Here is a 14,254-nt window from a genome sequence, read left to right as displayed (position 1 = left end):
GTGGATCAGGAAGTCGAACTGAAACTGGAACTTTCGCGCGAAGCGGCGGATGCGTTTCAGCAACTGCCCCTGCTGCCGGAGGACGTCCAGCGGGCTGAACTTCGCGCCATCTATTTCGACACTCGCGATCGGCAGCTTCAAAAGTCGGGATATACGTTGCGGGTCCGCAAGTCGGGAAAGAAGCGCGTCCAGACGGTCAAGGCCGATGACGGCGGCCAGGGCGGCGGCATTTTTGCGCGCGCCGAATGGGAAATGCCTGTCGCCTCTGATGAGCCGGTGATCGATAGCCGTACGCCGCTTGCCGCTATCCTAGGCGATGCGGCGGAAATGGTCGAGCCTGCCTTCGAAGTCGAGGTCGAGCGGCGAACATGGATTGTGAAGGAAGGCGCGGCCGAGATCGAGCTTGTGCTCGACCGTGGATGGGTGCGCGCAGGCGAGCGGCAGGCGCCGATCTGTGAGGCCGAGCTGGAGATAAAGACCGGGGAGCCCGCCGCCTTATTCTCCCTGGCGCGCCATATTGAGGCAACCGTGCCGGTGCGGCTGGGGGTCGTGGCGAAATCCGAGAGGGGGTATCGGCTGCTTGCGTCGGCGCCTTCCTGCTTCAAGGCTGAACCGGTGACGCTGAACGCTGGCGCCAGTGCGCAAGAGGCGTTCGCAACGATCGTCCGGGCTTGTGTGCGGCAATATCGGCTGAACGAAGATTTGCTGCTGGATCAGTATGACCCCACGGCCTTGCACCAGGCGCGCGTGGCCGTTCGGCGGCTCCGTTCTGCCCTTACTCTGTTCAAGGCGAAGTTGGCGGACCAGGATGTCACGCGATTCCGGGAAGATTTGCGATGGCTGGCCAGGTTGCTGGGCGAAGCGCGCGACCTGGATGTGCTGATCGAGCGGATCGATCTCGGCGGTCTGCATGAGCAGATCAGCGAGGCCCGGGCAGTCGTTCATGGACGAGTGATCGAAGCGCTCCATTCCCCTCGCGCGCGTACGCTGATGTTGGATATCGTGGAGTGGCTGACACTTCGCGAGGGTGACAGTAATCACGATGAGGGCGCGGAAGCATTTGCCGCCGGCCGCTTGCAGCATTTTCATCATTGGATGGTCAAACATGCGGCCCGCCTCGCCAAGCTGGACGATGAACATCGTCATGAAGTGCGCAAGAAGGCGAAGAAGCTGCGCTACGCGGCGGAATTCTTCGCAAGCCTTTTCGCTGGCAAGAAGCAGCAGCGGCGTTATGGCCGCTATGTCGAAGCGCTGGAAAATTTGCAGGATGAGTTGGGCGCGCTCAATGACCTTGCCAGCACAGGCACGATATTGGCGCGGCATGGGCTGCCGATCGATGCTGAACTGTCAGGCAGTGCGCGCAGCAAGAAGAAACTGTTGGCTGCGGCTGAGGACGCTTATGAGGCGCTGGCGGACATGAAGGGCTTTTGGCGCTAAGACTCCACCCAAATCTTTTCCCGATACCATTTGGTGATGATGTATTTGACGCCGCTGCGCACCTTCATCCCATGGTGCAGGCTGGCGTCATTACATCGGCCGGTTTCCAGACGATTGTTCCAGGCCAACAGCTTTCCGCTTTCCGGTTGCACCATTTTGCCGATCTTCACGAAACGGGTCGCGCCGCCCGCCGAAGGTTGATTGAGATAGACCATCAGCGTCCAGGTGCGATTGCCGGAAAGGGAGCAGTAGCGCACGAAGTCCAGCCCGGCGGGATCGAAATAGTCGGTATGGGGCTTGAATTCCTGACCCACGGCATAGCGTTGTCCCTGGATTGGTTCTCCGAACGCCGGATCGATGCCTGCAAAGGCCGCGAGCTTTTCGTCGATTGCGGCAACAAACGGGTCCGCTGTGTCAAGATCGCATGTCTCGCTGGTGCGGAAGGCCGTGTCTCCATTGGCATCGGCGATGGTGGAGGGCCGACGGCGCGCTTCTATCCGCTCGATCAGCCCGGTGCATTCCTCCGCCGTCAGGAAGTCGCGCTGAATAAACAGCGTGAGGTCGCGGCTAGGCACCCGCTGCACGCGTGGATGTGAAGCGATCCAATTCGGGTCGGCATCGGCAGCTACAGGGATGGATGGGCTCGGCATGAGCGCTGCAGTGGGCGAGTGATATGACATTTTTGCTACCGTCTGGCGCTCTAAATGCAAGCGCCGTCGCTTGCGGATTGCGCCTGTCATGGATAGGTCACATTTTTGTCATCCAGCAGTAAAAACAATTGCCTAGCAGCGCGGGTGTCAAGGGGGATTACCAAGTTCCATGCGCGTGCCGTTTCGCAGTAACTTTCAGGGCCTTAGCAGCCGCCTAGCACCCATCGATTGGCTGCGGGTGGTCGAGAAGCTGTTGCTCGGGCTGCTGACGGTGCAGTGCGCGAGGCTGATCTGGGCACTGCTGACGCCGGTCGGCAGCTTTGGTCCCTGGGAAGGGCGGCAGGCGCAGTTTCCGAATTTCGCTGCGCGTCAGGCGCTCTTCTCAAGCTTCGACCCCTTTTACCGCGCTGGTCCGCAACAACCGGCCAACGGCGGCGTGGTCACTTCGCTTGCGCTGACCGTCTATGGCATCCGGTTGAACGAGGGGTCTGGCCTTGGGTCGGCGATCATCGCTGGACCTGACGGCGTGCAGAACAGCTTTGCGGTGGGTGACGAGATATTGCCCGGCGTCCTGTTGAAGGCCGTGGCGTTCGATCATGTCACCATCGATCGCGGCGGCGCGGAAGAGCAGATATTCCTTGATCAATCCCAGCCCGCGCCCGCCGCTGCGCCGGGCGAAGCCGGTGCCGTTCCGGCGCCGGCGGGCGGCATCGACAATCCCACGGCGGACGGGCTGAAGCGCGACATCGGCTTTGCGCCCCGCATGCAGAATGGGCGTATCACGGGCCTCTTCCTGACGGCCAGGGGACCCACTTTCCAGAACGCCGGTTTCCAGCCCGGCGATGTCATCACCCAGGTCGATGGACAGCCGGTCGGCTCGCCCAGCGACCTTCAGGCGCTGCAGGGCAAAATCATGCCCGGCGCGCGCATTTCCCTGGCCGTCGAGCGGGGCGCTGGCCTTTCGACGATCAACCTGACCCTGCAAGGCCAATGACCAGAAAACTCCTTCTTTCCGCTGCTACCGCCCTCGCGCTCGCATCGCCCATGGGCGCGCCGGTCCTGGCCCAGCAGACGCTCAACGTCCGTGACGCTGACATCCGTGCCTTCATCCAGGACGCCGCGCGGGTGACGGGGCGTACCTTCATCATCGACAATCGGGTGCAGGGGAAGGTGTCGGTCGTCACCGACCGGCCGTTGTCGCGATCGGAATATTTCGAGATCTTCCTGTCGACCCTGCGCGCCAACGGCCTTGTGGCCGTGCCGGCGCCGGGTGGGGCTTATCGCATCCAGCCAGCCGATGGCGCGGCGGGCCAGCCCAGCGTGGTGGGTCGAGGGGCAAATCGCAACCAGTTCGTGACGGAGGTCTTTCGCCTGCGGTCGATCGACGCGGCAAGCGCGTTGGAGACCCTGCGGCCGCTGGTCAGCAAGGATGGGTCAGTGACCGCCAATCGCGCGGGCAACAGCGTGGTGGTGGCGGATTATGCCGACAATATCGGCCGCATTCGCCAAGTGCTGGCTCGGATCGACCGCGACACGGCGGCCACGCTGACCGTCACTCTGCGTAATGCGGGCGCGCGGGAAATCGCGACATCGCTTCAGGCGCTTGTACAAAGCAGTGGCGAAGGCGCGCAACGGGCGGCGACGATCGTGCCGATTGACAGCAGCAATTCGGTCGCGATCCGTGGCGATGCCGGGACGGTAGCGCGGCTGGCGCAAATGGCGCGCGACCTTGACCGGCAAGCGGCGAGCGGCACGGAAATCCGTGTTTACTGGCTGGAACATGCGGACGCCGAAAAGCTGCTGCCGGTGTTGCAGCAACTGGTGGGGCAATCGACCGGCTCTGCTGTGACATCGTCGGTCCCAGCGGCGGCGGGGGCTCCATCGGCCGTGCCTCCAGCATCGGCCCCGCCTGCGGTGATGAACGCTGGCGGATCATCAGGCAGCGGCATTTCGACGCGCGGCCCAGCGATCGTCACCCGCTATGAAGGGGCGAATGCGATCATCGTCGCGGCAAACAGTGACGTGCAGCGCATGCTGGGCGAAACCATCCGGCAACTGGACACGCGGCGCGAGCAGGTTCTGGTGGAGGCGATCATCGTCGAGATCAGCGACGCTGCCGCCAAGAAGCTGGGCGTGCAGTTCCTGATCGGCAGCACGAAGACGGGCTTTGCCGCGACCAACTATTCCAACGCTTCGCCCAATCTGCTGACTCTGGCGGGGGCTGTTGCTGCCAATGATCTTGGGACGACCACGACAACGGTAGTGGCTCCTGATGGAACCAGAACGACAACTGAGACCCGCCAGAATGGCGACCTAGCCAACACATTGCAGCAGGCGGCAGTCGATAGTCTGATGAACGCGACCGGCGGCTTTGGCGGGGTGGCGACACAGATCGGACGCAACGGCATCTTCGGCGCAATCATCAACGCCGTTCGATCCGACACGGACAGCAACATCCTGTCGACGCCCTCTGTCATGACCCTGGACAACCAGAAGGCGTCGATCCTGGTCGGGCAGCAGGTGCCGATCACTACCGGCGAAGCGCTGAGCCAGAATTTCGACAATCAGTTCCGTACGGTGCAGCGGCAGGATGTCGGCATCAAGCTTGAGGTGAAGCCGCAGATCAACACGGGCGGTGCAATCAAGCTGTTCCTGAAGCAGGAAGTGTCGAGCGTCGCGGGGCCGGTGTCGAACAACAACAGCGACCTCATCATCAACAAGCGCGAGATCGAAACGACGGTTACGGTCGATGATGGCGAGATATTGGCACTGGGCGGACTGCTCGACGACAACGAGCGCAAGACGATCGAGCGTATTCCGCTACTGTCCGATATTCCAGGCCTTGGTGAGCTGTTCAAATCGCGCAGCAAGAGTCGGAGCAAGACGAACCTCATGGTCTTCATCCGCCCGACGATCCTGCGGTCGAAGGAAGATGCGCAGCGGCTGACGCAGCAACGCTATGGCTATGTGCGGAACATGCAGATGGCGCGCAATCCCGATGCCGAACCCAGCATCGATGAACTGGTGCGCGACTATATGGGCGCGACGCCGCCTGCGCCTATGCAGGCTGGCGATGCGGTGGTGCAGCCGGGAGCCGAGGCTCCGCCTCAGGCACAGGTGATCGAGCCGACGATGCGGCAATCGAGCGGCGTGGTGCGGCCAGTGGACGTTCCGGCAAGTGGAGAACGACGGTGACGGACGCAGGCCCGCAAGGGAGCGAGCCCCTGCACCTTGCACCGCGTGCCGTCGATATTCCCTATGTCTTCGCGCGCAAGCATGGCGTCGTCATGCTGCCGCTGGACGGCGAGCGGCTGATCATTGCCGTGCGCGAGGGGAGCGACCCGCGCGTACTGCTGGAGGTGCGGCGGCATCTGGCGCGCAGCTTCGACGTGCACTTCGTGGATGGGCCGCAGTTCGATCGGCATTTGTCCGACCATTATGCGATGGAGGGCAGCGCGGCCGCCATGGCGGGTTCGCTGGAAGTCGGGGCGGACGAGCTGGACATATTGGCCGCCGATATTCCAACCGCTGACGATCTGCTCGACAGCGCGGATGACGCTCCTGCGATCCGCTTGATCAACGGCATCATCGCGGAGGCGGCACGACAGGGCGTTTCGGACATTCATATCGAGCCCTATGAAACGGGCTTGATCGTGCGGATGCGAATCGACGGCGTGTTGCGCGAGACCTTGCGGATGCCGCCGCATGTCGCGCCGGTCGTGGTGAGCCGAATCAAGGTGATGGCGCGTCTGGACATCGCCGAGCGGCGGGTGCCGCAGGATGGGCGCATCGGGCTGACGCTGGGCGGCAAGTTGCTGGACGTGCGCGTTTCGACGCTGCCGAGCCGGGCGGGAGAACGGGTTGTGCTGCGTATTCTCGACAAGGAGAATGCGGGGATGAACCTTGACCTGCTGGGCATGGCGGGGGCGGCGGATCGGATTTTTCGTGAAGGATTGCATGAACCGAACGGGATTATCCTGGTCACGGGTCCTACAGGGTCGGGCAAGACGACGACGCTTTACGCGGGGCTGAGGCAGCTGAACGACGGGACGCGCAATATCCTGACCGTGGAGGACCCGGTCGAATATGCGGTCGAGGGGGTCGGGCAGACGCAGGTGAATGCGAAGGTGGGCCTGACCTTCGCGGCCGGGTTGCGGGCGATCCTGCGGCAGGACCCCGATGTGGTGATGGTCGGCGAAATTCGCGACCGGGAGACGGCGGAGATTGCCGTTCAGGCGTCCCTCACGGGGCACCTGGTGCTGTCGACCGTGCATACCAATGATGCGGTCGGCGCGATCACGCGGATGCGGGACATGCGGGTGGAGCCTTTCCTGCTTGCCTCGACATTGCGCGCGGTGATTGCGCAGCGGCTGGTGCGGCGGCTGTGCCAGCATTGCCGCGAGCCGGTGCAGGCGGACAAGTCGGCAAGCGCACTCCTTGGTTTCGATCCCGGAACGATCATCTATCGGGCGCGGGGTTGCGAGCAGTGCAACGGAACCGGATACAAGGGCCGGATCGGGGTGTTCGAAGCGATCCGGGTGGACGACACGATCCGCCGCCTGATTAATGATGGCGGCGATGAATCCCTGATCGCGCGGCACGCTTTCCTGAACGCACCCAATCTGGGGTCTGCGGCGCGGGCACTGGTGCGCGACGGGCAGACCACGGCGGAAGAAGCCATCCGCGTGTCGCGGCGCGATGCGGCGGAGGTGGAAACCATCGCCGATGGCTGAGTTCGATTATCTGGTCATCGATCCGGCGGGCAAGGAACGCACCGGCAAGGTGAAGGCCGAGACGGTCGAGGATGCGCGCGCGAAGCTGGACGCGCGCAAGCTGTTCATCGTGCGGATCGAGCCGGGCGTGGTGGAGAAGGCGGCCAGGCGCGCGGCCTTTTCCCTGCGCGCACCGAGGCTGTCGGCCAAGGAATTGACGCTGTTCACGCGGCAGCTTTCGACGTTGATCCAGGTGAGCCCGCTGGAGGAATCGCTGCGGACGATCGGGCGGCAGAGCGAGCAGGAGCATGTACGCGCGATCGTCAGCAAGGTGCATTCAGGCGTACTGGAAGGGCGGCGGCTGGCGGATGCCCTGGGCGCGGAGCCCAGGAGCTTCCCGGCACTGTATCGGGCGATGATCTCTGCGGGTGAAAGCTCCGGCAGCCTGCCGACGATCATGGAGCGCCTGTCCGACCTGATGGAACGACAGGCGGTGATCCGGTCCAAGGTGCTGACGGCGATTGCCTATCCAAGCGTGCTGGCTGCCTTTGCCGTGTGCGTGGTCGCGGCGCTGATGATCTTCGTTGTGCCAAAAGTCGTGGAGCAATTCGACACGGTGGGGCAGGACCTGCCGCTGCTGACGCGCATGGTGATGGGGATTTCGGCTTTTCTGGCGGGCTATTGGTGGCTGCTGGCGATCCTGATCGCGGTGGGCGCTTTTGCCTTCTGGCGCGCCTTGAAGGTCGAAGCCTTCCGCTATCGATTTGACGCGACGTTGTTGCGGCTGCCGCTGCTGGGGCGGTTGATCCGCGACTTGCATGCGGCGCGCATGGCGCGGACCTTGTCGACCATGGTGGCAAGCCGCCTGCCATTGATGGAAGGTTTGTCGCTTACCACGCAGACGGTGCATAATCGTGTGTTGCGGCAGGCTTCGGAAGAGATTGTCGAGGCCATTCGCGGTGGCGGCAGTCTGTCGGCGGCATTGCGGCGCGCGGGCGTATTTCCGCCGCTGCTGGTCTATCTGGCGGCGAGCGGGGAGAGCGCGGGGCGGCTGGACACGATGCTGGAGCGGGCAGCCGATTATCTGGAGCGGGAGTTTGACAGCTTCACCTCCGCCGCGCTCGCCATGCTGGAGCCGGTGATCATCATATTGATGGGCGGGATCGTGGCGGTGATCATCTTGTCGATCCTGCTGCCTATCCTGCAATTGCAGAGCCTTACGGGGGCTTGAGGAGTGATTATGTCTATTTCCAGAGCCATGCGCTTTTTCCAGAAAGAGGAAGGGCACTTCGATAAGCCCGGTGCGAACGGAGGCCGGAACGCAGGCGAGGATGGCTTCACCTTTTCGAGGCGTTCCGCCGAACACGGCTTTACGCTGGTCGAACTCATGGTGGTGATCGTCATCATCGGGTTGCTGGCGACGATCGTGGCGATCAACGTCATTCCGGCGACCGACACGGCGCGGGTGGAGAAGGCGAAGGCGGATATTGCGACGATCGAGCAGGCGCTGGAGCAGTATCGGCTTGATAATCTGAGCTATCCTTCGCAGACGGATGGATTGCAGGCGCTGATCAATCCGCCCGCTTCGCTGGCGCAGCCGCAACGGTATCGCCGGGGCGGCTATATCAAGAAGCTGCCGCAGGACCCGTGGGGCCGCGCCTACACTTATGCGGTGCCAGGGCGGAAGGGCGCGTTCGACATCAGTTCGCTGGGCGCGGACGGCCAGCCGGGCGGCGAGAGCGAGAATGCGGATATTTATTCCAGCGAGCTTTGAGGCCGAGAGCTCGCCTTCCGACGAGTGCGGCTTCACCTTGATCGAGCTGATGGTCGTGTTGACGATCATCGGCTTCATTTCGGCTGCTGTGGTGCTTGCCATGCCTGATCCGCGCGGACGGGTTGTCGAGGATGCCGATCGCTTTGCCGCGCGCGTTGCCGCCGCGCGCGACGAAGCGGTCGTGACTGCGCGGCCAATGGCGGTGTGGGTGTCCGCATCAGGCTATGGATTTCAGCGCCGCGATGGCGGGCAATGGGTGCCGGTGGAGGAGAAGCCGTTCGTGACGGCGAACTGGACGTCGGGGACACGGGCGCTGCTTGGCAAGGACGGGCGGCAGCAGATTGGTTTTGATGGGACGGGGTTGCCGACCGATCCGATGACCGTGACCTTGGCGCGGGAGGCGGAGCGGGTGTCCGTCACCGTCGATATGGCTGGAAAGGTCATGGTCGGTGGGTAGCTTCGGCCGATATTTGGCTCATGTCGGCCTGCAAAGCGCTATTTTCTGCGCTCCGGTGCTCACGTACCTTAGAGTACGCTGCGCTCCGGTGCTCAAAAATAACGCTTTTCGGCTCGACCTGAGCCAAATCTCGACCAAAGCTAAAAAGGAACAAGGCTTCACGCTGCTGGAGATGCTGGTGGCGCTTGCCGTGTTCAGCCTGGCGGCGCTGGCGCTGGTGCGGTTGCAGGGGGTGACGTTGCGAACGGCGGCGGACCTCGACAGCAAGGCGCTGGGACAGATCGTCGCGCGCAACCTGATGGTGGAGGTGCAGACCGATGCCGCGCCGCCCTCAATTGGGAGCGAAGAGGGTGATGTCGAGAATGGCGGGCGGCGCTGGCATTGGACGCGGATGGTGAAGGACACGAGCGACAAACGGCTGTTGCAGGTCGATTTGACGGTAAGTGGGCAGGCGGGGACGTCGCCGGTCGTGTTGAGCTTTGTGCGAGCGGTGCAGTGATGAGGCGCCGGGATCAGCAGGAATCGGGGGCGAATACCGGCCTTCTCCGTTCAGGCCGGGCGCAGGCGGGCTTTACCTTGATCGAGTTGCTGGTGGCGCTGATGATCTTCGCGATGCTGGCCGCGGCAGGCGTGCTGCTGCTCGGCAACAGCGTGTCGGCACAGGCGCAGGTGAAGGCGCGGCTGGATGACATGGCCGCCGTGCAGCGGGCAGGCGGAGCGCTCGCGGCCGATCTTGGGCAGGCGGTGCCGCGTATCAGCCGGACGGAGGCAGGGACCCTCGCCCCTGCATTCTGGTCGCATCGCGAGGGCGAGGCCGTGCCGGTGATGCAGTTCGTGCGGGGCGGATGGGATAATCTGGGCGATTTGCCGCGCCCTTCGCTGCAAAAGGTCGAATATTGGGTGCGGCAGGGTCGGCTGGAACGGCGCACCTATGCGCAGGTCGATGGTGCGGCCGGGGATGATCCGGCCACGCTGCTGGATCATGTCGATGATGTCGCCCTGCGCTTTCGCGATGGGCAGGGCGAGTGGCGCAATGAGTGGATCCCGACGCAACCCGACCTGATGCCGCGCGCTGTCGAAATGACGGTGACGCGCACCGGCGAGCCGCCCGTTACCCTGCGTTTTCTGGTGGGACCCGGGCCTGCGGAGAAGCTGGCAGGGGAGATGGCCGGTGCCTGATCCCGGGAAGAAAGGCGAGCGCGGCGCGGCGCTGCTGACGGTGTTGCTGCTGGTCGCGGTGATGGCGGTGGTTGCTTCAACGGCGTTGGAGCGGCTGGCGCTTGCGACGCGGATGACGGGAAATGGCGGCGCGGTGGATCAGGCGCGCGCCTTTGCCGACGCGGGCGTGGAGATGGCGCGGCTGCGGATCGGCGATCTGGTCGCCGCCAGTCCGGGCAAGACGACGCTGGCCGGGAATTGGATGGGGACGCCGCAGCCGGTTGCTGTTCCGGGCGGAGCGGCGAGTGCACGAGTGAGCGACGCGGGCAATTGCTTCAACCTCAACAGCGTGGTGGCTGGCGAGAATGAGTCCAATCTGAAGGTCCGGCCGGTCGGCGTGTCGCAGTTCCAGGCATTGTTGCAGGCGCTGGGCGTCGATGCGCGACAGGCGCAGGTGGCGGCGGCATCGCTGGCGGACTGGATCGACAGCGACAGCGTGCCGCAGCCGGGCGGTGCGGAAGATGAGGTCTATGCGCAGGCGGCGCGGCCCTATCGCACGGCCAACCGCTTCATGGTGGATGCGAGCGAGTTGCGGGCTGTGCATGGCGTAACGCCCGCCATTCATGATCTGGCGCGGCCATGGGTGTGCGCATTGCCGACATCGGATCTGTCGCCGATCAACGTCAATACGCTGCTGCCGGGACAGGCGGTGCTGTTCGCGATGCTGCTCCAAGGACAGGTGAGCGTCGCCCAGGCGCGGCAATATTTGGTGCAGCGGCCCGCCGAGGGCTATGGCAGCACAGTGCAGTTCTGGGCGCCGCTCGCCGCCCAAGGCATCAATCCGCTCGAGGAAGCGGCCAATCAGGTCAAGCTGACCACAGGATTTTTCGGGGTGGACGTGACGGTGGACGTTGGGGGTACGCAAGTGGTTGAGCGGGCGCTGATCGATGCCCGGGAGAGCCCGGCCAGGTTGATCCGCCGCAGCTGGGGAACCGGCGCATGAGCGTGGGGGAGGGATTGATCGTCGCGCTGCCTGAAGACGGCGAGCCGCTGTGGATGCGGGTCGTCGATGGTGCGGTGACGCAACGTGGCGAGGGGGCGAATTGGTTGGCGGCATGCGGCCTTACGGCCTTGCCTGCCGACGCGGTGGTGATGTTGGTGCCGCCTGCTGCGATGGTGACTTTGCATTGGGCCGAATATCCCGAGCTCGCACCCCGGCAGGGTCGGGCGGCGGCGCGACTGGCGGCGCTGGCGGGCGGGATCGTGCCTGCCGATCAGCTTTTCGCGGCGGCCGATGAGAATGATGACCCGGCCCGGCCGCATGTCGTTGCGGTCGCGGCGCGCAGCGACATGCAGCATTGGCTGCTCTGGGCGCAGCATCACGGGCTGGACCCCGACATCATCGTGCCTGCGCCGCTGCTTCTGCCGGAGCCGGACGAGGGCTTTGCGCGCGGTTCGCTTGGCGGCGAGGTGATGCTGAGGGGAAGGGGCATCGCATTTGGTGGCGACCTGGCGCCTATATTGGCGGCTGGCGCGCCGATCGAGGATGTGCCCGTCGATGTGGTGGAGGCGCGGGCGGTCGACGCGCTGAAGCGGCCGCCGCTCGACCTGCGGCAGGGCGACTTTGCCAAGCGGGTGCGGCGGGTCGCGGACAAGGCCGTGCTTCGGCGAATTGTGCTGTGGAGCGGGCTGATCCTGCTCGTCAGCCTGCTTATTTCGCTGACGGTGCTGGTGCGGCAGCATGTGGCGGCGCGCGGACTGGATGCGGAAAGCCTGGCGCTGGCGCGGCAGGTGGTGCCGGGCGCGGGCGACCTGGCCCAGGCCGAGGCGGAGATCGAGCGGCAGCTGGCGGCGCGCGGGGCGGGGGCCTATGCCTTTACCGCGCCGGTGGCGGGATTGCTGAACGCACTGCAGGAGGCGCCCGGCGTGTCGATGACGGCGCTGTCGCGTGATCCGGACGGGATGATCCGTGCGACGCTGGCGGCGGCCAAGGTGGAGGAGATCAACGCGGTGCTGCTGGCGTTGCAAGGCGCGGGCTTCACCATCACGGCGACGCCTTCGCAGGACCCGGGCGGGCGGGCGCTCGCTGACATAACGGTGCGATCATGATGGACGCGGTGAAGACCATGTGGGGCGAACGATCGCCGCGCGAGCAATGGATGCTGGGCGTGATGTTCGCGCTGCTGGCGGTGGTGGTGCTGTGGCTGGGCGTGCTGTACCCGCTGGCGGCGGCGCAGCGGTCGGCGCGTGAGGCGCTGATCGAGGCGACCGACCGCAATGCGGCGATGCGGGCGAAGGTCAAGCTGCTCAAGACGCTGCCGCGCGGGGTGGCGGGTGCTTCTGCCATGGTGGCGATCGATCAACTGGTGAGCCAGAGCGCGGGCGAGGCGGGGTTGACGCTGGAACGGGCTGACGCGCAGGGCGGCGCGCGCATCGAGATTGCGATGGCGTCGGTGCGGCCGGTGGCGCTGTTTTCCTGGCTGGCGGCGCTGGAGGCGCAGGGTGTGCGGGTGGAGACGATGAGCGCGCGGCCTTCGCCGACAGCGGGCAGCGTTTCGGTGCAGGCGGTGCTCGTGCGGGGGGCGGGGCAATGACGCGGCTCGGCTGGTCGCGGCGGACGCGGATTGGGATCGTGCTGCTGTTCGTCCTTGGGCTGATCCTGTTCATGCCGATGCGGATCGCGCTGGGGCTATCCGGCCTTGAGCGGCTGGGCGTCGCCGCACGGGAGGTGCGGGGTACGCTTTGGAGCGGGCGGATGGACCAGCTTATGCTTGGCACGATGCCGGTCGGAACGGTCAACGCCGCCTTGTCGCCGGTGCAGTTGCTGATGGGACGGGCGCGATTCGATATTTGGCGGCGGCAGGGCGCGGCGGATGACTTGGGCGGTGCGCTGACGGTGGGGTTCGGTCGCGTGGGCATCGATGATGTGACGGGGACGGTGCCGCTCGGCCGAAGCTTCGCGCCGTTGCCGATCGCGAGTTTGGCGATGGAGGATGTGACGGCTTATTTTACCGGCGACCGCTGCGGTCATGCCGAGGGTCGGGTGCGGGCGCAGATGGCGGGGCAGTTTCCGGGCCTCAACCTGACGCAAGGGCTGTCAGGCGTGGCGAGCTGCGATGGTAAGGCGTTGCTGTTGCCGCTGGTGAGCCAATCGGGGCTGGAGAAGATCAACCTGCGGATATGGCGGTCCGGCCGCTATGTCGCCGAAATGCGGGTGGAGACGGCAGACGCGGCGCTTGGCGATGCGCTGGCGAAGGCTGGCTTTGCCGGGACAGGCGGCGCGCGGGTTTTGACGGTCGAAGGGACGCTGTGATCGATCCGCTGTGGGCGGTGCTGGGCGCGGCCGCGGGCGCGATCGCAGGCAGCTTTTTGGGGACGCTGGTGCTGCGCTGGCCGGAAGGGCGAGGCGTCGCAGGTGGACGGTCGGCCTGCGACGGGTGTGGGCGGGTGCTGGGCGCAATCGACCTGGTGCCGGTGATCAGCGCCCTGGCTTTGCGGGGACGATGCCGAACATGTGGCGCGAAGATCGATCCGCTGCATGGGTGGATGGAGGCGGGCTGCGCGGTTATCGGAGCGCTGGCGTGCGGGGCGGCGCCGGGGCTGGCGGGCGCGGGTTGGGCTTTGTTCGGATGGCTGCTGCTGACGCTCGCTGTGCTGGATTGGCGGCACTTCTGGCTGCCCGATGCGCTGACCTTGCCGCTCGCCTTTCTTGGCCTGACGCTGGGGCTGTGGGTGACCGATGTGACGCTGGTGGACCGGCTGATAGGCGCAGCGGGGGGATATGCCGTGCTGCTGCTTGTGGCGGTCAGCTATCGCGCGGCGCGGGGGCGTGACGGGCTGGGTTTGGGCGACGCAAAGCTGATGGGGGCGCTGGGCGGATGGTTCGGTTGGCAGGCGCTGCCGTTCATATTGCTCATGGCGGCGAGCCTTGGGTTGTTGGTGGTGCTTTCCGGCATGGTCGGGGGGCGCAGGATAACGGCTGCCACGCGGGTGCCGCTGGGGACATTTCTTGCGGTCGCTGCGCTGCCGGGCTGGTGGGTGTTGGCGTCGATCCGCTGATGGACGT

The 14,254-nt window shown here is 65.1% G+C and carries 15 protein-coding genes; 14 read left to right on the top strand and 1 reads right to left on the bottom strand.

Going from position 1 to position 14,254, the window contains the following annotated elements:
• A complete protein-coding gene (locus NCHOL11_RS08695; protein WP_097091958.1) occupies positions 1–1,437 on the top strand; it encodes a CYTH and CHAD domain-containing protein in 1,437 nt (478 codons plus the stop codon).
• Here NCHOL11_RS08695 and NCHOL11_RS08690 read toward each other — a convergent pair.
• On the bottom strand, positions 1,434–2,087 hold the full coding sequence (locus NCHOL11_RS08690; protein ID WP_255254748.1) for a prolyl hydroxylase family protein: 654 nt from the start codon (positions 2,085–2,087) through the stop codon (positions 1,434–1,436). The two genes, NCHOL11_RS08695 and NCHOL11_RS08690, sit on opposite strands and share 4 nt — an antisense overlap.
• Before the next feature lie 169 nt (positions 2,088–2,256).
• On the opposite strand from NCHOL11_RS08690, the gene NCHOL11_RS08685 reads away from it, so the two are divergent.
• The 13 genes from NCHOL11_RS08685 to NCHOL11_RS08625 all read left to right on the top strand — a co-directional run bounded on the left by NCHOL11_RS08685 (position 2,257) and on the right by NCHOL11_RS08625 (position 14,247).
• The gene (locus NCHOL11_RS08685) at positions 2,257–3,081 is read left to right on the top strand and encodes a type II secretion system protein N (protein ID WP_097091956.1); all 825 of its coding nucleotides are present in this window, start codon (positions 2,257–2,259) and stop codon (positions 3,079–3,081) included.
• Positions 3,078–5,282: a type II secretion system secretin GspD gene (gspD, locus tag NCHOL11_RS08680; RefSeq protein ID WP_097091955.1), complete on the top strand. Its 2,205-nt coding sequence runs from the start codon at positions 3,078–3,080 to the stop codon at positions 5,280–5,282. The genes NCHOL11_RS08685 and gspD overlap by 4 nt, the downstream gene beginning before the upstream one ends.
• Positions 5,279–6,820: a type II secretion system ATPase GspE gene (gene gspE, locus NCHOL11_RS08675; RefSeq protein WP_303621672.1), complete on the top strand. Its 1,542-nt coding sequence runs from the start codon at positions 5,279–5,281 to the stop codon at positions 6,818–6,820. The genes gspD and gspE overlap by 4 nt, the downstream gene beginning before the upstream one ends.
• Positions 6,813–8,030, top strand: coding sequence for a type II secretion system inner membrane protein GspF (gene gspF, locus NCHOL11_RS08670; RefSeq protein WP_097091954.1), 1,218 nt, complete (start codon positions 6,813–6,815; stop codon positions 8,028–8,030). Before gspE ends, gspF begins: the two co-directional genes overlap by 8 nt.
• A gap of 27 nt (positions 8,031–8,057) precedes the next feature.
• Positions 8,058–8,573, top strand: coding sequence for a type II secretion system major pseudopilin GspG (gene gspG, locus NCHOL11_RS08665; RefSeq protein WP_441339499.1), 516 nt, complete (start codon positions 8,058–8,060; stop codon positions 8,571–8,573).
• The gene (locus tag NCHOL11_RS08660) at positions 8,545–9,030 is read left to right on the top strand and encodes a GspH/FimT family pseudopilin (protein WP_097091952.1); all 486 of its coding nucleotides are present in this window, start codon (positions 8,545–8,547) and stop codon (positions 9,028–9,030) included. Before gspG ends, NCHOL11_RS08660 begins: the two co-directional genes overlap by 29 nt.
• 127 nt (positions 9,031–9,157) lie before the next feature.
• Positions 9,158–9,529, top strand: a complete 372-nt coding sequence (gene gspI / locus NCHOL11_RS08655; protein WP_097092841.1) for a type II secretion system minor pseudopilin GspI — start codon at positions 9,158–9,160, stop codon at positions 9,527–9,529.
• Complete coding sequence (gspJ, locus tag NCHOL11_RS08650) at positions 9,529–10,209, top strand: type II secretion system minor pseudopilin GspJ (protein ID WP_097091951.1); 681 nt, start codon at positions 9,529–9,531, stop codon at positions 10,207–10,209. The genes gspI and gspJ overlap by 1 nt, the downstream gene beginning before the upstream one ends.
• Complete coding sequence (gspK, locus tag NCHOL11_RS08645) at positions 10,202–11,191, top strand: type II secretion system minor pseudopilin GspK (protein WP_097091950.1); 990 nt, start codon at positions 10,202–10,204, stop codon at positions 11,189–11,191. Before gspJ ends, gspK begins: the two co-directional genes overlap by 8 nt.
• The gene (gene gspL, locus NCHOL11_RS08640; RefSeq protein ID WP_097091949.1) at positions 11,188–12,297 is read left to right on the top strand and encodes a type II secretion system protein GspL; all 1,110 of its coding nucleotides are present in this window, start codon (positions 11,188–11,190) and stop codon (positions 12,295–12,297) included. Before gspK ends, gspL begins: the two co-directional genes overlap by 4 nt.
• Positions 12,294–12,782 carry a type II secretion system protein GspM gene (gene gspM, locus NCHOL11_RS08635; protein ID WP_097091948.1) on the top strand — a complete coding sequence of 163 codons (489 nt, stop codon included), beginning with the start codon at positions 12,294–12,296 and terminating at the stop codon, positions 12,780–12,782. Before gspL ends, gspM begins: the two co-directional genes overlap by 4 nt.
• On the top strand, positions 12,779–13,501 hold the full coding sequence (gene gspN / locus NCHOL11_RS08630; protein WP_097091947.1) for a type II secretion system protein N: 723 nt from the start codon (positions 12,779–12,781) through the stop codon (positions 13,499–13,501). The genes gspM and gspN overlap by 4 nt, the downstream gene beginning before the upstream one ends.
• On the top strand, positions 13,498–14,247 hold the full coding sequence (locus tag NCHOL11_RS08625) for a prepilin peptidase (protein WP_097091946.1): 750 nt from the start codon (positions 13,498–13,500) through the stop codon (positions 14,245–14,247). Before gspN ends, NCHOL11_RS08625 begins: the two co-directional genes overlap by 4 nt.
• The last annotated feature ends 7 nt before the right edge of the window (positions 14,248–14,254 follow it).

Source organism: Novosphingobium sp. Chol11, assembly GCF_900218065.1.
GTDB lineage: Bacteria > Pseudomonadota > Alphaproteobacteria > Sphingomonadales > Sphingomonadaceae > Sphingobium > Sphingobium agri.
This window is presented reverse-complemented; position numbering and strand designations above follow the sequence as displayed.

Bases quoted from the DNA above. Each gene is read 5' to 3' on its own strand.
- NCHOL11_RS08690 (WP_255254748.1), bottom strand. From the start codon at position 2,087: ATGCCGAGCCCATCCATCCCTGTAGCTGCCGATGCCGACCCGAATTGG.
- NCHOL11_RS08685 (WP_097091956.1), top strand. From the start codon at position 2,257: ATGCGCGTGCCGTTTCGCAGTAACTTTCAGGGCCTTAGCAGCCGCCTA.
- gspD (WP_097091955.1), top strand. From the start codon at position 3,078: ATGACCAGAAAACTCCTTCTTTCCGCTGCTACCGCCCTCGCGCTCGCA.
- gspF (WP_097091954.1), top strand. From the start codon at position 6,813: ATGGCTGAGTTCGATTATCTGGTCATCGATCCGGCGGGCAAGGAACGC.
- gspG (WP_441339499.1), top strand. From the start codon at position 8,058: ATGCGCTTTTTCCAGAAAGAGGAAGGGCACTTCGATAAGCCCGGTGCG.
- NCHOL11_RS08660 (WP_097091952.1), top strand. From the start codon at position 8,545: ATGCGGATATTTATTCCAGCGAGCTTTGAGGCCGAGAGCTCGCCTTCC.
- gspJ (WP_097091951.1), top strand. From the start codon at position 9,529: ATGAGGCGCCGGGATCAGCAGGAATCGGGGGCGAATACCGGCCTTCTC.
- gspL (WP_097091949.1), top strand. From the start codon at position 11,188: ATGAGCGTGGGGGAGGGATTGATCGTCGCGCTGCCTGAAGACGGCGAG.
- gspM (WP_097091948.1), top strand. From the start codon at position 12,294: ATGATGGACGCGGTGAAGACCATGTGGGGCGAACGATCGCCGCGCGAG.
- gspN (WP_097091947.1), top strand. From the start codon at position 12,779: ATGACGCGGCTCGGCTGGTCGCGGCGGACGCGGATTGGGATCGTGCTG.